This window comes from Verrucomicrobiia bacterium (assembly GCA_036405135.1).
Lineage (GTDB): Bacteria > Verrucomicrobiota > Verrucomicrobiia > Limisphaerales > JAEYXS01 > JAEYXS01.
This window is the reverse complement of record DASWYF010000022.1, coordinates 153,016-176,076: the sequence shown is the minus strand read 5'-3', so window position 1 is coordinate 176,076 and position 23,061 is coordinate 153,016. Positions and strand designations below refer to the sequence as shown.

The 23,061-nt window shown below is 58.2% G+C and carries 12 protein-coding genes; 1 reads left to right on the top strand and 11 read right to left on the bottom strand.

Annotated elements, in window-relative coordinates; translation table 11 throughout:
* Positions 1–46: 46 nt before the first annotated feature.
* The 3 genes from VGH19_11250 to VGH19_11240 form a co-directional block, all read right to left on the bottom strand.
* Positions 47–1,009 carry a prepilin-type N-terminal cleavage/methylation domain-containing protein gene (locus VGH19_11250; protein HEY1171937.1) on the bottom strand — a complete coding sequence of 321 codons (963 nt, stop codon included), beginning with the start codon at positions 1,007–1,009 and terminating at the stop codon, positions 47–49.
* A 265-nt stretch (positions 1,010–1,274) separates the two neighbouring features.
* Complete coding sequence (locus VGH19_11245) at positions 1,275–2,036, bottom strand: Sir2 family NAD-dependent protein deacetylase (GenBank protein ID HEY1171936.1); 762 nt, start codon at positions 2,034–2,036, stop codon at positions 1,275–1,277.
* Positions 2,033–3,001: a bile acid:sodium symporter family protein gene (locus tag VGH19_11240; GenBank protein ID HEY1171935.1), complete on the bottom strand. Its 969-nt coding sequence runs from the start codon at positions 2,999–3,001 to the stop codon at positions 2,033–2,035. The genes VGH19_11245 and VGH19_11240 overlap by 4 nt, the downstream gene beginning before the upstream one ends.
* A 196-nt stretch (positions 3,002–3,197) precedes the next feature.
* Between VGH19_11240 and VGH19_11235 the strand changes: the two genes are divergently transcribed.
* Positions 3,198–3,581 carry a hypothetical protein gene (locus VGH19_11235; protein ID HEY1171934.1) on the top strand — a complete coding sequence of 128 codons (384 nt, stop codon included), beginning with the start codon at positions 3,198–3,200 and terminating at the stop codon, positions 3,579–3,581.
* 35 nt (positions 3,582–3,616) lie between these two features.
* Here VGH19_11235 and VGH19_11230 read toward each other — a convergent pair whose 3' ends face one another.
* The 8 genes from VGH19_11230 to VGH19_11195 all read right to left on the bottom strand — a co-directional run bounded on the left by VGH19_11230 (position 3,617) and on the right by VGH19_11195 (position 23,060).
* On the bottom strand, positions 3,617–4,687 hold the full coding sequence (locus VGH19_11230) for a prolyl oligopeptidase family serine peptidase (protein HEY1171933.1): 1,071 nt from the start codon (positions 4,685–4,687) through the stop codon (positions 3,617–3,619).
* A gap of 102 nt (positions 4,688–4,789) precedes the next feature.
* Positions 4,790–6,748, bottom strand: a complete 1,959-nt coding sequence (locus VGH19_11225; protein HEY1171932.1) for a hypothetical protein — start codon at positions 6,746–6,748, stop codon at positions 4,790–4,792.
* A 75-nt stretch (positions 6,749–6,823) separates the two neighbouring features.
* Positions 6,824–17,356, bottom strand: coding sequence for a LamG-like jellyroll fold domain-containing protein (locus tag VGH19_11220; protein HEY1171931.1), 10,533 nt, complete (start codon positions 17,354–17,356; stop codon positions 6,824–6,826).
* Positions 17,357–17,673: 317 nt separating this feature from the next.
* Positions 17,674–18,642, bottom strand: a complete 969-nt coding sequence (locus VGH19_11215; protein ID HEY1171930.1) for a glycosyltransferase — start codon at positions 18,640–18,642, stop codon at positions 17,674–17,676.
* 202 nt (positions 18,643–18,844) lie between these two features.
* Positions 18,845–19,957: a glycosyltransferase family 4 protein gene (locus VGH19_11210; protein ID HEY1171929.1), complete on the bottom strand. Its 1,113-nt coding sequence runs from the start codon at positions 19,955–19,957 to the stop codon at positions 18,845–18,847.
* A complete protein-coding gene (locus VGH19_11205; protein ID HEY1171928.1) occupies positions 19,944–20,819 on the bottom strand; it encodes a class I SAM-dependent methyltransferase in 876 nt (291 codons plus the stop codon). The genes VGH19_11210 and VGH19_11205 overlap by 14 nt, the downstream gene beginning before the upstream one ends.
* Positions 20,816–21,727 carry an FkbM family methyltransferase gene (locus VGH19_11200; protein HEY1171927.1) on the bottom strand — a complete coding sequence of 304 codons (912 nt, stop codon included), beginning with the start codon at positions 21,725–21,727 and terminating at the stop codon, positions 20,816–20,818. Before VGH19_11200 ends, VGH19_11205 begins: the two co-directional genes overlap by 4 nt.
* A complete protein-coding gene (locus VGH19_11195; protein ID HEY1171926.1) occupies positions 21,717–23,060 on the bottom strand; it encodes an oligosaccharide flippase family protein in 1,344 nt (447 codons plus the stop codon). Before VGH19_11195 ends, VGH19_11200 begins: the two co-directional genes overlap by 11 nt.
* Position 23,061 lies beyond the last annotated feature (1 nt).

The window sequence follows — 23,061 nt, the reverse complement described above, 5'->3', positions numbered from 1 at the left end:
CAGGGTATGAGTCGGCTCCCGTTGCCAGTGTTGAGGCAAATTATTGCTAGTCTTTCGCCGTGATGGACCACATGCCGGTCTGCTTGCTGGTGAGCAGATTGGTCTGGCCCAGGGTGAAGTTCCGGCCAAGGAATTCTACATGGGCATCCATCATGAGGTAGTTGTAGGAATCGGCACCGTGATGGGAGCCGTTCGGGAAACCGAGGGCCACGTTGCCGCTGTCGAACTGGTAATCGGAGTTCGGGACCTCGCCGTAGAACGATTGCCCGGCGTAATTGCCCGGATGGATGCGCTCCACGATGGCAAAGGTGGCCACGGTATCCGTAACCAGCGCTGCGCTGATGGCGCGTTGACCGCGGATCTTCCACGCATCCGTGGTGGCGGTGGCGGTGTTGTTGATGCTGTTCGGGTTCGCATCTGCCTTCCAGGTGGCTCCGCCCATGCCGTTAGGTCCGGTGGTGGTGCCTTCAATGGCGCCTTGTTGCAGGCACAGGCCCACACCGCTGCGGCTGATCTGGCTGGGCGGCCAGATAAGGGTATCAAACGCCGGTGCAAACGCCCGCGGTCCCGCATGCTGCGGCAGCGAATAGCTGCGACGCACCGCATTGGCTGATGTGGGCGATACTTTGTCCGCCGGGCACTGTGCCCATTTCAAGGCGTGGTTGTTTGTCTTGGTGTAGTAGTTTCCGCTGAGTTGTTCCAGCGACGCGGTGCCACCCAGATAAGGCTGCAGCAAGTCATCCCAACAAAGGCCTTCCTTGTTACCGTTCATCGTGAAGCGGGCATACGGGATCTCATTCTGGGCATCGCCCAGATACATGTGCATGGCTGTGCCGAGCCCCTTCATGGTGTTCATGCAGGAGGTTTGGGCGGCTTTTTGTTTCGCCTTGCTCAAGGCAGGCAAAAGCATGCCTGCGAGGATGGCGATGATGGCGATGACCACCAGCAATTCCACAAGGGTAAAGCCAGCGGGTGTACTACGACGGGAGGTTTCAATACGACATTTCATTTTCATGTTACAACAAGTCTTGTGCGCAAAATTTGCGAACAAGGCCGCGCAACATGGACGATGAATGATGTCAGAACAACCCCTCCACAGTGACGTTTCCGTTACGTGTCTATGACTATCCCGAGACGCGAACCGGACAGCTATCAACCTGTCACTTGCACTGTAAATGCTAACTCCTTCTCCTAGGGGAGAAGGCCGGGATGAGGGGAAAGGCATCGTCCATAAGCAACGTAGGCTGCCTCTCCAAGCAGTGGCTAAAAACAAATCAACTAACAATTTCAGTCACCGCCTGCGGCAGATAATCCCTCACATCTCCCTCAATGCGCAGACTCACTTCCCGCGCATGGTCATGCTCCGTCACCCCTTGATTGATGATGACGTAAGGCACGCCATTACGCGCCGCCACCATCGGCACCGTAGCAGCCGGATATACGGATAGCGATGATCCCAAGGCGATGACCAGGTCACAGCGCCACGCAGCAAGATTTGCCTGATCGATATCCCTTTCGCACAAATTCTGCCCGAAGCTGATGGTCGCTGGCTTGAGCAAGCCTCCGCAATGACACATGGGCGGCTTGCGCGTCCGCTTAAAAAAATCGTAATGCGCTTGCGGGTCCGTACGTTCATCACACGTCAGACATTCGATGAGCAGATTGGTCCCGTGCAGCTCGATGATCTTCTCCGCCGAATTTCCCGCCTTGGCATGAAGCCCATCGATATTCTGCGTCACTAGCATCTCCAGCCGTCCTGCTTTCTCCAATTCTACGATCGCCCGATGCGCTTCATTCGGCTGCGCATCTCGAAAACCTTCCCAACCCTCCAGCTTGAAATCCCAATGCTCGATACGTGCCTTCTCCGACCGGATGAAGTCATCATAATAAACCGGCTGCCGCTTCTTCCACACCCCGTTCGGCCCGCGAAAATCTGGAATGCCACTGCCCGTGGAAACACCCGCACCCGTGAAAATCAAGATGCGTTTCGCGGGGCGTAATAAACTTACGAGCTTCTCCCTGTCTTGCCTATTCAAGTGTCCTTCCTTTCCGCCCACCGTCCCGCCAGCCATCCACAGATGATCAACTGCACCGAGTGATACACCATGATGGGCAGCAGCAGCAGTCCCAAGGCCGGATGCGCACCAAAGATCAATTGCGCCATCGGTACACCCGCCGCCAACGATTTCTTCGACCCGCAAAACAACACTGTGATGCGCTCATCCATCGGAAACTTCATGCGATCACAGATCTTCCCCGTGATGAACATGACCAGCGAGAACAACACCGCACTGCCGACCACCGTCATCACCACCGTCTGCACTCCTTGCCCGGACCACACTCCTTGCTTCGTAGATTCGGCGAAAGAAGTATAGACCAGGATCAATATCGTCATGCGATCCGCCACATGCACTCCCTTTTTGTGCTTGTGTACAAACGCCCCCAGCCAAGGACGGCACAACTGCCCGCACACCAGCGGCAGCACCAGCCACATGATGAGGTCCAAGATCACCTTCCCGATGGGCAACGATTGCCCCGTGGTCTTCATCACCAACCCCATCCACAAGGGCGTAACGACCACGCCGATGAGGCTCGAGAGTGTGGCATTGAAAACCGCCGTCGGCACATTCCCTCGCGCCGCCGCCGTCATCGCCACGGAAGAAGATACTGTGGATGGCAACGCACAGAGAAAAAAGAAACCAAGCCGCAGATTTTCATCCACACTGCCGCGCAGCAGAAAGTAGATGGCGAAACCGATCACAGGGAAGATCAGGTACGTGGTGCTTTGCACGGCCAGATGCAGCGGCCAGCGCAATGTGCCTGCCTTCAACGCAGCGAAAGAAAGCGCTACGCCGTGTAGAAAGAAGATGAGCGCCACGCCGCACTTGTTCAGCAGATCGGCATGCAGCCATCCGCCCTTCGCTCCTGGCTCAGGATAAAACCACGCGAGCAAAACAGCCACCACCAATCCCGTCAAAAACCAGTCGAATTTAAATTTCATTCACAGACCGCATTCAAAATATGCTGACGCTCCTCACTGGTCGAGCCTCGTGCAAGCGGTCATGGGGAGAATCCCCCACAAGCCGGAGCACGCATCTTGCAAGACATTGAAGTATAAGCCGCGACGGGTCACGCGCTCCTCATCGATTGGGACGCAGCAAAGAATGCATATCCCCAGTCCGGCAGAAAGTCCTACTATGAAATGGCAAAGATTACTCCCTGTGACACTGGCCACCCTCGCGGTCGCTCTCATCATCACCGGTTGTGCCCGGCGCACGCGCACCGTGGTAGTGCAACAACCTGCTCCCACGGTCTACGTCGCCCCGTCACCGACGGCCACTCCCGTAGTATATCAGGTGCAGCAGGCTCCCCCTCAACCCGTCGCAGAAACCCGGCCACCCGCTCCGAGTTCAGGACATGTTTGGATCTCCGGCTACTGGGCCTACTCCAGCACCGGCTATACCTGGACGCCTGGCCGCTGGATGAAACCGCCCCGCCCGAAATCCGAATGGGTGCCCGGCCACTGGCAACGCACCGGCAACGGCAACACTTGGGAATTTCGCGAAGGTTATTGGCGTTAAGCCGCCTTCCTTCATCATCTGATGAGGCAGTGTGTCTAGCGCCCCATCAGATGATGCTCAAAAAATCGGTAAACCAACTCATTGGATTCTTCCGTGGGATCATGCTTTGGCCGGTTGGACATTCCCACACCGTTCTCGATTCCCAGCAGTTTATACACGGAAGCAGCGTGATTCAGCGCCACCCATCGCGCCGGAAAATCTTCCGAACCGCCGGAGACAAAGAATGGTCGCGGCGCCATGAGCGCCTGAAATTCCGGCAAGTCCATCCCCTGCTTCACCATCACCTGATAAGCGCCCGTACGCGGATTCTCCTTTGTAGGCAGTCCACGTTTGCGGGTCACTGACGGGTCTTTTCCCAGATACCATGGTTCCCAATAATTCACGCTTGTGCGCTGCTCATCAAAAGCCACCCCGGGATCGGACCACACACCGCAGGCGAACTTGTCATAGAGGCAGGCCGCGAACATCGCCCACTTGCCACCATAAGAGTGCCCCATGACTCCGATGCGTTTTGCATCCACCTCGGGCAGATTCGCCAGGGCATTGGCACAATTCGCCGCCACATACGCATGGTATGAAAGCGGCTGGCACTGCGCCCCGGCAATGTCCGGGGCAAACGCACTGCCGCCGGGAGAACCGATTGAGAGCGTCACAAAACCGCGCTTGCTAAGTTGCAAGGCAAAATCCCGCAACGGTTTTCCGGCCAGACCCACGCTCGTTTCCGGCTCGTAGAAAGGCACCAGCACAGCGGGAAATTTCCCTTTGCCAGGCGGCTTCAGCAGGTAGCCCTCGTGAAACTGGTTCGCCGAATACTGCACCCTCACCTTGTGCTGGATTAGATCACCACGGTTGGTCGTGCTCAGTATCTCCAGCTTCGGATCCCTGAGCAACTCCGGCCATGGTCCCATCAACTCATGCCACTTGGCCAACAACTCTGCGCGGCGCTTCGGCCAGTCCTTCGCGGACTTCACTTCCGAGCCATCGTAAAACTTAAGCGGCGAACGATAGTTTCCCAGCCTCCCCGCGAATTCAGCCGGTGGCTGGAAATAAGGAGCCAGATCCGCCGGCAATTGTGCCGCTTCAACCCGGAAGCCCAGAAGCGACATGATACCTGCCGTGCATGCCAGAATAAAAAGAAACCCAGCGCGACAACATCTCATAGTGACATCTCAAATCTGTTCTCGGCAGCACCATTGCCACCTGATCCTTCATTCATTGGCTACCCGTCTGACACGGTAAAATCGCCGTGGCAAGCCGCTCGCCCCGGCATCCGTGACAATGCTGGTGCCAGCACCCAGCGTGATGTCATTTACTGGCGACCATATAATGCCCCCAGTCACGCTGTCAGCATGATCCACCAGCAAGCGTGCGCCGGATTTGCCCGTCAACCTGAGTTCAGTCCCGCTCACTGATGTCCAACTCGTGGCCAAGTGGGTGATTTCACCGGCCACATACTCCATCAACCCAAAATCATTCCCCACCGTCACCGTATATTCTCCGGATTGTCCCGCTCCTTGCACAGAGACAGTCAGCATATGCTCATCCGCTCCTGCTAGGATTTCTCCATTACGAAACCATTGATAAGTGTAAGCAGAGGGATTCGCCATGGGGAGAGAGAAAACCCGCGCTTTACCGGTGGTCACTACAGCATGATCTGCGACCAGATCCAGCAACGGCTTGATCCCAAAACTCACCGCAAAAAGATCATCCTCTCCAGAACTGCCAAAACTCGTGCCCGCCATGATCAGCCGGTCACCAGACGCCAGCAAAAGACGGATCGGCCGTTCACTCGCTCCCGTTTCATCATCAAATGAGATGCCTCCCAGAAAAGTCCCATCCCGCCGGTAAACCAATGCCCAAGCATCATCTGCCGTGGCGGCGGCAAAGGAATATCCCCCCAGATATAAGTAACCGCCAGCACCCAAGCCCACCCCTGTAGCCATATCTGTAACTGAACCATCACTGGCGTGACGTCGCACCCCCGCGCCATCACCCTCATCAGCCCAGACAGAGGAATAATTTCCCGTCTCCGTCAACCGCAACAGCACCATGTCCCATCCGGAAACAGACCTGTCCGTGTTCCCCGCCACGATCACATCACCAGTGGTATCCAGGACCAAAGACACAGCTTCATCATTGCGAGTGCCTTCTCCGTTATAACTTGTAGCCCAGGCCAGCACACCTGCTGGATTGAACTTTGCCACCACAATATCTTTTGCCCCGCTCGTAGTCACCGTCCCGGCCACATACACTGCTCCACTGCCGTCGCTCTGCATGGCCGCAGGCACATCGAAACTGGTGCCGCTGTGGTTATAACGCCTCACTCCGGAACCAGAGCCCGCATCAGGCCAAGCCGATGCGGGATTCCCATTCACATCAAGCTGCAGTAAAACCCAGTCGGCCTCCGTGCCATCCCCGGCGGATTCCCCCAAGACCAGCAGATTGCCGCTGGCGGTGAACTTCAAGCTCTTGGGGGTATCCGTGAAATGACCGGGGCCATCATACCGGACCTCCCAAAAAAGAACCCCGTTCAAACTATACTTTAGCAAAAGGATGTCGGAAAAAGTCCCCGGCCCTGCCGAACCCGCAGCCACATACGCGGAACCATTTGCATCCACCAGCACCTGCAAGCCGCTGTCAAAACCGCTTACATCACCATCATAACGTCTGACGCCATCTCCCGCTCCATCATCAGACCAGAAAGGTGATGGACTGCCTTCCTCTGTGTAACGGAGGGTCACGATATCCGTATTTCCCGCACCATTGATCGAACTGCCAGTGACATAGACATCCCCATCCAGGCTGACGACCACCGCGTTTGGAATGTCATCACCACCCTCGCCATCATACTCAACCTGCCAAAGCACCTGCCCCGCTGGACCCAGTTTCAAGGTGATCAGATTCAATCCCTGCACTTCACTGGCAGAAGCGCCTACAAGATATGTATTGCCTGCCGTATCCGTCGTCACCGCTCTCAACTGGTCGATGCGCCCGGCATACACGCTGGCTACCTTCTTCCAATCAAACACCAGTGGGGAGGATATTTCACCCACAACCGGCAACACCACCCCCATCAACATCACCAGCCCCCATAGCAGGAAACTGCGTCTGCCTTCAGTGTTAAATGCTGCACGCTGACCGCTCATCAATGGGTAACTTACAAACATGCAACGCGCGTGAAAACGAAAAAGGGGGGAAGTTTGGCTTCCCCCCATGATTCAATCATTTTTGCGGCTTAACGCTTATTGGCCAGGCTTCAGATCGTAAACCGATACGTTCACCGGAGCTGACACTCCACCGCTGCTGGCTGCATCTGAGACAACGGCTGTGAGTTCGTAATCACCCGCTGCCAAACCGTCGATTGCGAGTTCATAAACACCGTCGCCGGTCGGGACGGCTTGGCCAATCCAGACGCCATTGGCGAGGATGTCCACCCGGGTCATTGGGCTCGTCACGCCCGCCGTCTGAACCGTGACGTTCAAGGACTCACCCGTCAGGCCCACACCACCCTCAACCGGCGCGGTGATCACCGCCGAAAGCGGGAACAGCACGCCAGAGGATGTCGCACCACTGCTGCTCAGGCTGAACCGGGATGTCTGCACACCCGCAGCACCAGAGCTGACGGAACTCAACTGCGCCTTGCCTTTGCCCATGGAAGTGGATGAGGAACCACCCACGAAGTTCATCACCGCCACACCGTCACCAAAGACGATATTCACCGTGATCTCAGCCGACAGTTGGGAACCGTCACTGATTTGGAACTTGAATGAATCCGTAGTGAATGCACCTGAGGCCGGTGGTGTGTAGAACACCTTGCCACCGCTCAACGCGTAAGTCAGCAGAGCCGTGGATGGCGGCGCACTGATCTGGGAGCCCAAGCTGCCCAAGATGTTCTGATAGAGCGTGCCATGTGCCGGAGCTTCCGTGATATACCACGTCAGACCCGTCTGCGCCGTATCCACATCATAAGCATCCAGCTTCACGAGCACATCCGCGCCTCCGATCTGCGCTTCCACCGGCACCTCTACGAACTTGGCTGCCGTACCGCCAGTGCCAGCCAGCAGTGAGGCATCGAAGCCATTGCTGCTGGAGTCATCCGCCGTCGTTGCCACCAAGGCATCATCCAGTTGATACCAAGCAACCAAGCCGGTTTCAGCACTGATCGGTTGGCCCGGGTAGCTGTTGGTGATCTGGGAATCAGAACGGGCCACCGACCAGATGCGGAACTCGTTCACATGTCCCTTGAAGTAGGCCGTCGTGCCCAAGTTGGCCGAGGAGTTGTTGATGGCACCCACGTCGTAGAACAAGCCGCCAGTTGCCCCGCCTTCCCATGGAGCCGTGCGGTCACCCGGCACGAACCCGACCGCCTTCACACCATTCAAGAAACCTTCCGTGCGGCTGGTCGCCTTGTTGTAGCGGACCACCACATGATTCCAGTTGTTGGTTTGCACATACCCCAGCGAGAGCGAGGTCAGGTTCCAAGCGCGTGCCTTGATCTCGCCCGTTTGCAACAACTCGATCTGGCTGGCGCGCCAGCCGTTGAGACCGTTCTGGCCGCGTTCGGAGATCAGCACACCGGGGTTCAAGTTACCCAGGCTGTTCGTGCTTGGACGGAACCACAATTCCAACGTCACTGTCTCATCCGTGAACTTGTTGCGGAGGTTAGGGGTGAACAGATAGTTCGTACCGTTCAGCTCCAGCGCCGTGCTCACAAACTGGGCGATCGGGGCATCCCCCACCGGGCTGACTATCACCTGCGCCGTACCCGTCACTGAGTAGTTCTGGCCGTCATAAGCCTTGAACGTGAACGCGTTTGTCGTGCCGGTATAGTTCATCGGCGGCGTCCATGTGAAGCTCTGGCCCGTGGCCAGCGTGGTCACAAAGTTCGTCACCGGATTGCCCGCCTTCAGCAACGTGCCCGAAGATACGGACTGCAGCACCAGCACCACCGTGCTTGGGCCGTCACCGTCCGAGACACTCATGCCCGTCAAACCAGAGATCACATCACTGTAATTGATGGTGATGGCCGAATCTTCATTGCCCGTCTTCGTCACCGTCGTCGGTGTCAGCGTGGGCACCGCGTTCGCAGCGCTCAGCACATTCACCGTCATTGTCACCGAGGCCGAAACCGCGATGCCGTTGTTCACGCGATACTCGAAGGTCATGGTACCCGGAGTGAGGCCGTCGATATGCACCAACTGGTTGGAGACCGTCACGAACCCGCTGCCGATCGCCATACCGTTGGTCTGCTGCAACTGGGCCACTGTGTTGGTACCCGTCAATCCGCGGACCTGGGCGAACATCGCCCCCGTATTGTCCGGGTCATACCCGTTCAGGGCGATTGTCAGCACCTCAGTATCCAGCATCGTGAACGTCCGGGAAGCCGCGTTGGTCATGGCTCCAGACGCACCCCACACCGGCGTGTTACCCACCACGCTGATGAAGTTATCATTGGCCGTCTCATCCGCCATGATGGTGCCCACACCATCCTCGAAGCGATAGTAAGCCAGCAAGTTGGCCGATTGCGGATCCACCGTCTTGTTCCAATTGGCCAAAATCTCCGCATCCGAGCGGGCGATGTTCCAGATACGCACCTCGTCCATGCTGCCATCGTAAGCAGCACCACTGCCCAAGTGCGTCGTGTTCGCCAGGCCCAGACCGTAGTAGATGCCACTTGCACCGTTCTCGATCGGAGTCGTGCGATCACCCGTGACTGAACTGCCCGATTTCACGCCATTCAAGAAACCATCCAACGTGCCGGAGCCGGACTCGCTATAACGCAGCACCACATGGTTCCATGTGTTCGTGCCCACCGTGCCCAGTGAAAGGCCCGTGGTCGGATACGTCGGCAAGTTCCACACGCGCAAGCGCACATCCAGCACACCCGGGGAAACCTGAACCAGCTCGATCCATGAATCGCGGAAACCTTTCAGGTCAGCGGCACCGCGCTCATCCAAGAGCACACCGGCGGCATCCGCCCGGAACCACATCTCTACCGTCACCGCCTCATGTCCAGTCTGACCCGGAGTGAAGCCGTTCCATGAACCGGAGTTATACAGGTTGGGCGTCAGGCCATACATGCCACTGCCGTCGAAATCAGCCGTCGAACCGCCATTGGCCGCCGTGGGTCCGATGCCGATAAACACCGTCTGGGCACCTGCGCCAGCCGGTGACTGGTTATCCACCACACCCACCGTGTAAGAGCCGGGCACCGTGCCCAACGCCTTGATCGTGATACCCGAATTCACGTTGTTTGTGGTGTAACATTCCTGGAAACCTGCGCCCGAGATCACATCCAGCTTTAACCCGCCAAGAGCACCAGTCACCGGAGCCACAGCGAATTGCAAGTTGCGGTTGGCAAAGCCGAACGCCAGCGGTTCACCGATATAATCCGCCATGTCCACCGTGATGTTGCTCACCACGTTGGTCTTGAAGCCGATCACACCCGCACCCAGATTGAATGTATACTGGGCCGGAGCCTGGGCACCGACGATGAAGTCACCGGCTTTATCCAGTTCATTTGCCCTCACACTCGGGACAGCCCCCGTCACGCGGGCGCCAAATGTCGTGCCGAACCATTGTTCACCCAGACCGTTCACATCCTCGTTGTAACGGCGGATGACAAACTTGCTTTCCTCCGTGTTGACCGTCAAAGCCGTCACATCAGTATCCAAGAAGGCGAACTGGGGATCGAAATCACCCGTAAATCCATCAAGGAAGTCGATTGTCCATGAGCGGTTCAAGATCGTGTCCTTGTTCAGACCCGCCACCTGCTGGCTGCTCACCACGGCTGGCGGATAGCTGGCCTCGCTCGAGCCGACGTAATTCGTCCGGGCTGAAGCCACCAAGCGTCCCGGCCCCGTGATGTCGATGTCCGTGACGATGACCGGCGTGTAGTTCGTGCCATCACCCACGGGGAAGGTAAAGCTCTGGTCATTCACCACCGTGGGGAACGGCTTGGCCAACTGGCCTACCACGTGAGCAAGTGCACCAGTGCTGCCCGTCACATTCGTCACCGTCATCACGATCGGCGAGCCCGCCGGGCTGGTGAAGAAGTGACCCGCTGAGAAGGTGAGGTTGGAAGCCGTGGTGCTTTGGCTCAGCACCACACCGCTGGCGTTATCAATGGAAAGACGCAACACCCGCTGTCCGGCATCACCCGGCAAACCATTACCCGTTACCTGCAACGCACTGCCGTTGTAGGAATAAATGCCGTTAGTGCTGTAATTACGCGTTGTCGTCCGGATATTGCCCGTGGCGCCCGAATCCGTGATGCCGTCCACTGAGCCGATGCCCAGCGTACCGTTGGCATTCAAAGTGAACGTGCCCGTTCCCAACAGGTTGAACGAACCCGTGTTCAGGCGGGCCCCCGCCGTCACCTGTGCCAGACCGGAACCGCTGTTCACCGTCGTATCAGCCGTCAGGGCATAGGTACCCGTGCCGCCGAAGGTGACATTCCGCATGCTCAAGAGTTCCACGTTCACGCCAATCGTTGCCAACCAATCTACCGTGCCGCTCACGGAGGCCGGAATCGTTACTGTCGGGAACATCGAGCTGAAATTCTCATACAACCGCAGTGTGGCGCCCGTGGTTGACATTACAAAGCTGGTGCTGCCGTCACCCGAGATGGTCCGCCCTGCCGCCACCTGGTCCAGTGTGCTGCTGTTTTGCACCGTGATGGAAGTGTTCACCGTGATGCCGCCCGAAGGCACCTGCACTGTGTTTCCCACACCATCCAACACCAACTGGCTGACGGTGATGCCGCTTACCATCGTCTGTGTAACCGTGCCGTTGAAACGGATCTGGCTGTTACCTGTCGGCCCCGTGATGACATTGCCCGTGCCCAAGATATTGCCTGCCACCTGGATTTGACGGGTGTTCAGATTCAAGCCCGCCGCCGGAGCCGTCAGCGTCAAATTGTTCAACACCACAATCGTCGCACTCGAGAGCGTCGCCGCATTCGCCGATTTGTTGATCACCAAGTTCGGGAACGTTCCGGAAACGATGTTCTGTGCGATGCCTCCGCCGAATGTCACACTCGAGGTCGCATTCACCGTCAGGAGCGCCCCTTGCGTCCAGCTCGCACCGTTCATGGTGATGCTCGTGACATCCGAGGTCCAGCTTGCTCCCGAGGGGATGGTCACCGTGCCGTTGAATGTGACCGTCGGGTCACCCGTACCGAGGAATACTACGCCTGTGCTCGCCATGGAGAAGGCACCGCCCACCGTCAACGTGCCTTGGGCGTTCACCGTACCGAAAGTTCCATTCACCGTCATCGCACCCGTCGTGCTCAGGTTGAAACCGCTCGCCAGCGTCACCGTGCCATCCGTCACAGCCACCGTCAGACTGCCGAAGCTGTACGTTTGCGACCCCAAATCAAGCAAGGCAGCGGCTGCCAGTGTATCACCCACAGTCACTGCTCCGGTGACAGTCACATTCGCTTCCAAGTTCTCAAACTCGCCATCCACGATGTTCAGAGAAGATCCCATCGTAGTCGTCCCGCTCGTATCGAACCGGCCCAAGGTGATAAGCACCGCGCCCGTCACATCAGTCGCACCGGCAGACACCGTCGTCGCCGCCGCGTTGTTATTGATCGTCAGTGTGCCATCCACATCGAATGTGCCGAGGTTGTTAATCGTCAACGTCGCCGAACGCTCCACTAAAACATTGTTAAAGATCACATCGACAATAACCGTTTCAGTGCCTGCACCAATGAAACGCACCGTGCTGCTGCCCTTCGTGAAACCGCCACCCGTTGAACCTGTGATACTACCAGAGATCGTCGTCGTGGCGGAACCGGCATTGAATGTACCACCATTCAATTGCAGGTCATCGGTGATGGAGGTCGCTCCCGCACCCGCCAGATAACTGCCGCCATCCATCTGGATGTCATCACCCACCGTAGTCGTCGTACCCGCAGTGAACTGGCCGCCCGTCTGCACCGCGATGTCCGCCGTGACCGCCACCGTATTGCCACTGGCGTCCAAGATACCTTCCGTGATGCTGATGGAACCAGACACCGTGATGTTCTGCGCCAGATCCACTGTATCGGTGGAATCAGCCAAGCTCACTGTCAAATTGCCCAAGGTGATAGGATCCGTCGTGCCTCCGAATGCCACATTGTCGCTGCCATTCAAGAGCAACGTGCCCGTGGCACCTGAACTGAAAGTTCCATTCACTGTGAAGCTCGTGCCAGCCACTGCCAGCGTGCGCGTACCAAGGAGAATTTGTCCATTGCCCGCAATGGAAACATTCCCCGTCACCGCAGTTCCCGTCACCGGGGCGTCGATGTCCAAGATACCGGAGGTCACCGTCAGGTCGCCCGTCACCGCGATCGCAGTCTGCACATCCAGTTTATTGCCCGTACCCTTGTTGACCACCACATGGTGGAACGTCACCGTACCGGCCGTCAGATCAATATCATTGTCAGTGCCTGAGCCGCTGAATGTCACCGTGCCGCCATCAGCCAAGAACACCGTGCCATCGGCACCATTGATAACTGCGGCTGTGCCAACACCTTGCAGCGTCAGTCCGTTGCCATTCATATCTAGTGTGCCAGAGGTCAAAGTCAGCGTGTTCAACACCGTCACCGCACCATTCGCCGATGCTGTCTGTCCGGCTGTTTTGGCGATCACTAAGTTATAGTAACTGCCTACCAGCGTGGAGTCATTCCCGCTCACCGTCACCGTCGGCGTGCCACCCGTCGCCAAACCGTTGCCGGTCCAGTTCCCCGCAATGTTGATCGTGCCCGCGCCCGCAAACGTCATGGTACCACTGTTCGTGATATTGCCGCTCGTGGTGATATCCACGTTGGTGTTGAAGCTCATCGCGCCGTTGTTGACGATGTTCGCCACGCTGGAATCCCCCGAGAAGTTCACCGAACCCGTTCCGGTCGTCGTCAGCGTTCCCGTGATGGTGGTTGCTGCGAAGGTCGCCACCGAAGCTCCATTGGCGATTTCCACATCAAAGAAGGTCAGCCCAGAAGCAACCGTCTGGCCGGTGCCAGTGAAGAGGAATTTAGAATTCTCTGCCGTGATCAAACCGGTCGTGCGGGTGATGTTGCCGCTGACCGTCACTGTTTCCACATCCGCATTGCCCGTATCAAACGTCAGCGTTCCTGCGGTCAACACGAGGTTGGCCACCGTGATGTCATCAAACACCGTCAGGCCGTTGCTGGATTTATTCAACGTCAGGTTATTGAACGTTGTAATACCGGTAACGGTATTGGCCGTAGTGCCGGTGAAGGAAACGGTCGAACCAGTCGCCGTCAACGTGCTACCCGTTACCTTGGTCCAGTTGCCGTTCACGATGTCCAATGTGCGCGTGCCGATGGTGAAGCTGCCCGTGCTCTGCAACTCCACATTGCCAGTCACCGTGTAGGTCCCCGTGCCATCCGCTGCGTCAAACGAACCGGCGATCGTCAAGTTGCCATTGACCGCCACCGTTCCTGTGCCTGTGGTCGTATCGTAAGTTGCCGTATTGGCAATCGTCACCGTGGAATAGGTCGCATTGCCCGAACCCGGCTGGTAATTCGCATTCGCCGTCAAGTCCAAGGTTCCCACCGACACAGCTCCAGAGGATTTGGTGAAAGCACCACCGATGGTCGCCGTTCCGCTGACCGTGAAAGCACCACTGCCATGTGTCAGGCTTGTACCAGAGGGAACATTCAGTGTTGGAATGACAAACGCACCGCTGGACGTGGTGGAAAGCGAACCGTTGCCGGTCAGTGTAACCGATGTCGCCGTCAGCCCGCCAGTGCTGTTGAAGGAGATGGCACCATCATTGCTCAAGCTGCTGACCGTAAGCGTACCCGTGCCTGTGACCGTGACCGTGGCCAAGTCACCAACCGTGACCGCCCCGAGGTTCGCGCCCGTCGCCACGCTCACCGTCGTCGCCGTCGTGGCGGCGATGTCAAACGTATTTGCCGTGATCGCCCCAAACGTCACTCCGGAACCCGTAATCACATCCACATCATTGAAGGTCAGCAATGTTGCCACCGTCTGGGACGAACCGTTGAACACAAACAGGCTGGTGCCCGGCGTGATGGAACCATTTGTTCCCTTGGTGACATTGCCCGTCACCGTGACAGTTTGCGCACCGGGAATCAGTGTTCCCGTCGTGACCGCCAGAACACCGCTAACCGCGATGTTGTTATTGACCGTCAATGTGTTTCCTGCAGCCGTCTTGCTCAACGTCAGGCTGCTGAATGAGTTGGCACCCGTGAAAGTTCCCGTCACCGCACTGTCACCCGTTCCAAAAGTAACGGTAGAAGTTCCAGCCGTGAATGCACCCGAACCATTGCGTGTAAAATCAGAACCATTGATTGTAAGCACCTGGCTGCCCAGTGTCAGCGTTCCCGTGGTATTGATCGTAACTCCGCCATCCACCGTGATCGCGCCACCCGCCGTGCCGTTGTATGTACCCGAAATAGCCAGGGCACCCGTGACCGTCACTGCTTGGTTGCCACTGGAGACCACCGAACCGCCGCTATTGATCGTCAGGCTGGAGAAACTCACCGTTCCGCCCGTCGTCCGGATATTGAGCGTGCCGTCCACGGTCGTTGCCCCCGCAACTGTGAGGCTGAAACCGGTCGAATCATAAGTCGCATTGGCACCCACGGAAAAAGTCCCCGCCGCCGTCAATGAGACCGTGGGCGTCACCGTCCGGTTATTGGCCGAAATTTGTATGCTGCCGTAATTCGCCGTACCTTGGATGGACTGCGCACCCGTGCCGTCCAAGATCACCGTGCTGCTCGTACCCGTGAAGGCACCCGTCAGGTTCCCGCCCACATTGATCGTCGATGTCCCCGCCGTCAAAGTGCCCGCCCCCACCAGCAGGTTGCCATCCACATCCAGGTTAAAATTGCCCGTATCCAAGTTACCCGCGCTGCGCGTCAGATTGCCCTGCACCGTGGTGGCTGCTCCCAACGTGAAAGTTCCCGCCCCGTTGATGATCAGGTGATGGAAGCTGCTCAGGTCGAGCGTGGTCGCCGCCATATATTCCACCGTGCTGCCCGCACCGCGCACAATCGCCACAAAGCTCTGATAATCCGTCGTGGTCGGCGTCGCTCCCGTAGAACGCACACGCAGTGTACCATTGGCACCCACCGTCAGCGTGCTGGTGGTGGCACCGGAGAAATTCCGCGTCGTGGCCGTATTGACGTCCAAGATGCCGGACGTCACATTCAGCGCCCCGTTCACCGTCACCGTGCCCGTCGCCGAAACCAGCACTCGCGCAGTCGCGTTACCATTCACCGTGAAATTATTGAAGCTCATGCCGGGCAATACGTTCTGATCGTTCGCCGCCCCACCCACGAAGTTGACCGTGCCCGTACCAGCGCTAAAAGCCGCAGCCGTGCCGCCGAAATCATCCGCGATATTGATCGTGGAACCATCTGCATTGAAAGCACCGGCTCCACCCGCCAGCGTGATGTCATCCACATTGATCACCGCGGTATCCGCATCAAAAGCAGGACCGGCCCCGGCCAGCGTGATGGCGGCAGCCGTAATCGTTCCGCTGCCCGCGTTGAATGAAGTCCCGTTATTCACCGTCATCGTCGTCCCCACATTCAGATTGAAGCCGCTGGCATTCAATGAAGTCGCCGCCGTCGTTCCGATGGTCAGCGTGGTGCCCACCGTGGTGTTCGCACCCAACACAAACGAACCACCGCCCGTCACCGTCAGGTTGCTGTTGAAAGAGGTCAAATCTACCGTGGCAGAACCCGCCTGGTTGTAAGTGACACCCGCGGTTGCCGTGACCGTCGGGCTGGCCGCAAAACCCGTGAATGCCGTGCTGAAAGGCGTTGTGCCACTCTCAAAAATCGTGAGCGTTGCTCCGGTAAAACTGAATGCGCCACCTGCACCAATCAGATTGCGACCCGCCGCACCCTGGCTCAATGAGCCACCGGCAAAATTGACATTGCCATTCACCGTCACATCACCACCCAAAGTGATGGTACCACCTGTCCTGCTGCTGGTGACATCATTGACCGTCAAACTGCCGCTGCCGCCAAAAGTGGCATTCGCGCTACCGGTGAATTCCACATTGGGCGTACCAGTGATCGAGCCACCGGTCACCGTGAAGCCACCACCAAGCGATAAATTTCTCCCGCCAAGATTCAAGTTACCTGCCGTCAATGTCAGCGTACCCGTTAGCACCCACGGATTCGCAACCCCTGCATCCAAACTCACTCCAGAGGCATTATTGATCGTCACACCACTGAAACTGACGGCGGGAATCACTTGAGCAGAAGTGCCCTGAAAAGTCACAGTTCCCGTCCCAGCCGTAAAAGTACCCGTATGCGTCCACGTGCTGCGCACCGTAGTACCACCACTCGTGCCCTCCAACGTGCCCGCCACTGTAAGTGCCCCTACAAAATTGATCGCACCCGAGGTTCGGGTTATAATACCTCCCGTCTGAATATCCGTCGCCCCATTCACCGTCAGGCTCCGGTTCGCATGCGAGAGCGTCCCCGCCACCGTCAGACCACCCACCCCGATCGTGACATTCCCCCCCGTCGCCGTCACTGTCCGCCCCGCCGCGATGTTCATGCTCAACACACTGATGGCACCAGATGACGTCGGATCAAGATTCGGCCCGACCGGCGAGGCCGGTATCACCGCATCATCCGCCACACCCGGCGGATTTCCGGTATCCCAGTTGGATCCAGTATTAAAATCTGCCGAATCATCACCCTGCCACGTCACCGTCGCTGCCGTCGCCGCGCTCGTACCGACCAGCACGCCCAACATCAAGGTGAGTAAAGTTTTTTTCATAAAAGAATTGGAAAAATTAAAAGAAGACTCCTTTGCGGAACGCACCGCTCCTACCAGACACAATGACCCCATGTTACTGCTCATAATGTTTGAGATTTTAACCGCCCAGAGCCTCTGACACGCGCCTGTTACCCAGAGGCCCCAGACAGGCAGCCCCTCCAGCTTCGTGTGTGGTAATCAGCAGACCGCCCAAGGTCAAGACAAAATCCGAAAGCACAAACAAAAACAGGACACCTTATCCAGTGAAAATTGCAAAGAAATATAGACAAAAACTTATCACTGAGCAAAATATGTCCATATTCACACCACCCCCTCCGTTACCTAATTATCGGATTGTCCACTTTACTGACACACCATCTGGATGCCATCTGGAATACACCCCGCAAAAGGACCGCTGGGCAATAAGCCAAGGAATCCCGTAAAACCTCTGCCGAACCTCGTTTAAACGGATGGCGCAACCAGATCAGCCCCAGTCGGGCAGCGGAATCCCGCCGGATCAGCTCCTTGATTCTCTCGGACACCCCTTCCCTACCGGAAAAGCAGGCATAAATCCTGCGGATGGATTCCCCCGGCGCACCTCGCAGCAAAACCTCCTCCACGTCCTTCATCCCCAGACGCGGCAGCATTTCCGTCAAAATCCTTCTCTTCGCCACCAGTTGTTCAGGCTGATGCACCCCGCTCAAGCCCGTGGGATTCCGCCTTACAAACGTCAGCGGTTCCGGCAGGCAGGCCAGTTGCGTGGTAAAACTCAGGCGCCACCACAAATCAAAATCCTGCCCATAGCGGAACTCCTCACGATAACCTCCCACTGCACGAAACAAAGCTGTCCGCCCCATCACCGCCGGATGCGCCAGCGGATTCTGATAACACAGATACCATTGCAAGTAGTGATGATCGTTCTCGAAACGGAACGTCATCCCCGCCCTTCCCTCCAGATCAATGAATGTATAAGCGCTCCCCACCAACCCGCAAGCCGCGTGATTGTCCAGCCACTCCACCTGCCGCGCAAACCGTTCCGGCCGGCTCACATCATCCGCATCCATCCGCGCCAGATACTCCCCCTTCACCAACTGCACCAATTCGTTCAACGAAGCCGTCAAACCCTTGTTCTTCCCATGCGTCACCACGTGTACCCGTGGATCTTCTCGCGCATACTTCGCCAGCAAGTCCGCCGTCCCATCCTTTGAACCATCATCTACGATCAGGAATTCAAAATCTCGGAAAGTTTGCCCCAGAATGCTGTCGATGGCAGACGCCAGATAGCGTTCACCATTATAAACCGACATGATCACCGAAAGTTTCATCCAGGTATTCGTCCCATCCCTCGCGCAAGAACCAGCCACGCACGATCCCATCCGGCCACACTACTTCCTCTCGACTTCAAAAGTGGTACCAAACAGGCTACCTCCCCAGTAAAGACTGTCGCCCAGCCCCATTTCAACCCGAAATCCTGACCATCTTCTGTCGTGGGCGCGTTCGAAATCCGCCTTAATCCCTGCTGCCCCGCATCCAACCGGCCAGTTTCTGTCTCCACCTCAACCACCGCAAACGCTGCTGCCGCAACCCCAACTCCTCCTCACTCCGTTGCGCAAACCGCTCCTGCGCCGCCCGCCCTATCCCTGCAAAATCGATCTGCGGGATCAATACCCGGTCATCCCGTTCCCGCACCATCAAAGCGCGCCCCTCCCGTTGTAAACGCTCAGACAAACCCTCCTCCCGCACCAACCGCTCCAAAGCCGTCAGGTAAGCACCCACATCGCCCGCCCCGGCCAGAAAACCCGTCTCACCCTCGCGGATGACTTCTGGCACATGCCCCACCCGTGAAGCCACCACTGGCACCCCGCACGCCATCGCCTCCAGCACCGTCGCCGGTCCGCCCTCCTCCCGCGCCGTCACCAGCAACACATCCATCAGCCCGTAAGCCTCCCGCGTGGCATTGCAATCATCGTAACTCCTCCGCACCACCTGCATGCCGTGTCCGCGCAACCTCACCGCGAACTCCTCCCAGCCCGTCCCCGTCAGCACCACCACCGTCGGCCTCTTCTGTGCCCACGCCATCATCACCTGCAAAAAAACATCCGTCCCCTTACGGTCAGCTACATTCGCTCCCGCCTTGCCGACAAACCCCACCACCAGCGCCTCTCCCGGCAAGCCAGCTTCTCGTTGCTTCAATTTTTTCTCCGGCTCAGGGCGGAACCACTCCGTATCCACACTTTGGGGCATCAGCCATACCCGCTGCCCCGTGAGCTTCTGCAAACGTTCCTGCCAAAGCAAAGACCCCGCCGTGACCACATCCACATCTCTCGCCATCCTGCCGGTCTCCGCTTCCTCCCCCGGCAGATGATGATAGATCGTCACCACTTGCGGACACTGCGCCACCGCCGCCGCCCTGCTCGCCCGTCGCCGGTCAAGCCAATGAACCCCGCCCGCCTCCACCCCACGCCCGCAACAATCCGGCAACGATGCTTCCTCCGAAAGCACCACCTCCATCTCCCTGCCCCGCCCATGCACACACCACGTCCGCGCGATCCGCTCCAGGATATGCCCGGCGGCATCCGCGACCAGCACTGTGCGCGGTCTGATGGCCTCAGTTTTTTTCAAGCAGCATCCGGAAAAAATTATGTTTCGCGAACCGTGTCGGCGTTTGCAGCAGTGGAGCCACCACCCGCTTCACCTCTCGTTTCAACCGCTTCATCACCCCCGGTGCCCGCCCCATGTGCAGATAATATTGTCGCCCGAACACCTCATGCCCCGGCGCCACTTTGCGCTCCAGCCATTCCGCCCCCAACCGTCCCGGATCATTTCCCTTGATCCGCAAGCCCGCCGCCTTCACCGCCGCCAATACGGGCGCGATGTCCCGCACACTCTCCCCAAAAGGCTGTGCCGTACGGTAATCCCCGTAATCAAACGTCAGATACAACCAACCGCCCGGCCGCAGCACCCGCGCACAGTTCGCGAATACCTTCACCCACTCATTCTCCGGGATGTGCTCCAGCACGGAAACCAGCGTCACCAGATCAAAGCCTTCGCCCGCCTTTGTCAGATCCCCCGTCGCATCGCCCACCAGCGCCTCCAGCGCGAGACCTCTTTTTTTTGCCACCTCCGCACACGTCGCCACCAGTTCCGCATTCAGATCCACCGCCACTCCTTGATGACCGCGCTCCGCCAGAGCATACGCCAGCACGGCGCCCGCTCCGCCCACATCCAGAAACCTCACCTTGCCGCCCAGCTCCGGCAACCGCTGCAACAACGAGACATACTCCCACAGGCGATACTGGTTCAATGTGAAGAGCCGTTCCGGTCCCTCACTGAAGTTGCTGTATTTCAAGCTGCCGTTCATCACCGGCAGATTTGCCACCGTGTAATCATCCACCAGTGCGCGCAACCGCGTCACCTCGGCCTCGCCCTGCAACCGGCCCAGATCCGCCTCCGCCATCGGGCGGTTGAAACCAGGCTCGTTCACTTCCCTTCCTCCCCGTACAAAAACAAAACCGCTGCCGCATCACGTGGGGTCATGTCTGGCACCATCGTCCTGCCCGGCACGAGCCGTTGCGCCACATAACCCCGCTCCGCAAACCAGGCGAACACCTCTTCCCGGCTGCCGCCTGCTGCCCGCAAAAAAGTGTCCCTGACTTCGATCAAGAACCAGCGCGGCGGCTGCTCCTTCACCAGCGCGCCCATCCCTGCCAGCACCTGCAACTCATGCCCCTCCACATCGATCTTCACTCCGTGTATCATGGTTGCCCCAGTCTCTTGCCACACCGCCTCGGCCGCTCTCGTCTCCACCATTTCCGTCCCGGCCACACCGGCACGCTCGCGGCCTTTGTCCTCTGCCGGTTTCTCCGTCACGATATGGCTGGCGCCCGGGTTTCTTCCGCTCGTCCGCTGCATCATCACCCTGCCTGCTTCGTGGGAGAGCGCGTAAGGATGCACCGTGATGCGTGCAGCCAAATCGGGATTAAGTCTCAGATTCTTCTCCATCCGCAAACGGTTGGCCGTCACCGGTTCAAAGGCATCCACTCTCCCCGCTGCGCCCGCCAGTTGCGCCATGCGCAAACTCACAAAACCATGACACGCGCCCACATCCCACAACCGGTTGCCCGGCCTGATCAAATGCTTCAGATAAAATCCCGTCTCCACCTCATGACCATCATCGATGTAGGTTCCCCGGCACACCGTATCGTCCAGCTCCAGATGGCAGCGCAAGCCATCACTCTCATGCTCCAGCACCCAGCCCTGCTCCGCCAGCCGCCGGTCCAGCCGCTGCGCCACACGGTCCCTCAACGGCCAGCCCTGCGTCCCGCGCAAGACCGCCGCCAGCATCTGCAGATGCCACGGAGGTGGATTCAATTTTTGCAATTCACCGCTCACACAATTTAGTTTCGCTACCCGCTCCCGCCTTCGCATCTTCCCTCCCGCTCTCCTGCAAGCAAACCCGTGCCGCGCGGCCTTGCGGGAACAGCACCACCACGAACGCCGCCAGATACGCACAGGCCAGTCCCAGCGCACCGTATTCTTCCAGCGCCAGCCATGTTAGCACCAGCACCACGCTCCACACCAGCACTTGCCCGCACTGCCACCAGATCTTGCCGGAGGCAGAAAGGATCGTGCGGAAAAAACCGGAACACACCCCCGCCACATTCGCCAGCACCAGCACCACCAGCACATCACCACCCGCCGTGAAACCGAACAGGCGCAGGATGAAGTCCGCTGCCAGCAGCATGGGAATCGCCGCCAGGGACGCAAGCAGCATCAGCAGCTTGAAATTCATCCGCACCACCTCCACCGCCGTGACTGCCCCCTGCGCTTTCGCCAATCCCGCCAGCAATGCCACTCCTGGCACCGTGAATTGACGGGGCAAAAACGCGATCACCTGCGCGCATGTGAAAGCCGCGCTGAAATATCCCAATTGCACAAAACCTTCCGGCTGCCGCACCAGCGAAAGCCGCGCAAACCACTCGAACGGCTGCGAGAGCGTCCCCGCAATGATGAACGGCATCGCCTCATGCAGCAGCCAGCCTTTATCGAAATTCCGCTTTTCTGCCGCCTGCAATCTGATCCCCTCCTGACGCAACAGATGGCGCCGGTAAACCCACGCCACCCCACCCGCCACGCACGCTCCTCCCACGGCTCCCCCCATCCCGGCCACTTTGGCGCCGAAGACCACGCCCAATAAATTGCCCGTGGCTTCCACCGCCATCCCGCGCGCGATCGCCTTGAATTTTTCCAAGCCCCCCAGAATCCCGTTCTGGATCGCGGAAAGGCCGTTGAATAAAACCAATGGGCACCCCAGCCACAAAACGTTCCGCAAACTCCCCTCGCCCAGCCAGCCGTCTGACATCCAAGGCGTGAGACACGCGGCGATCACCGCCGTCACCCCTGCACACATCCACGAGAGCCGCTGTAAAAACTGGATGCGCCCCGCCATCCGCGCCGGATCACTATCCCGAAACTCCGCCACATACCGCACCGCCGCCAGCCCCAGCCCCGCACCTGAAAAAATACCGAAGGCCAGCAGCAAACCGCGCACCGCCGAAAGCTGGCCAAAACTTTCATTCCCCAGCAACCGCGCCGTGAGCAGACCGCCCGCAAACCCCAGCACCTGGCTTCCTACCGCTCCGGCCAATGTCCACGAAGCCGCCCGCACAAGACGGGTCATCAAGGGAGACAACTCGGCAGAGGGGGGCTTGGCCTCGGCGCTCATA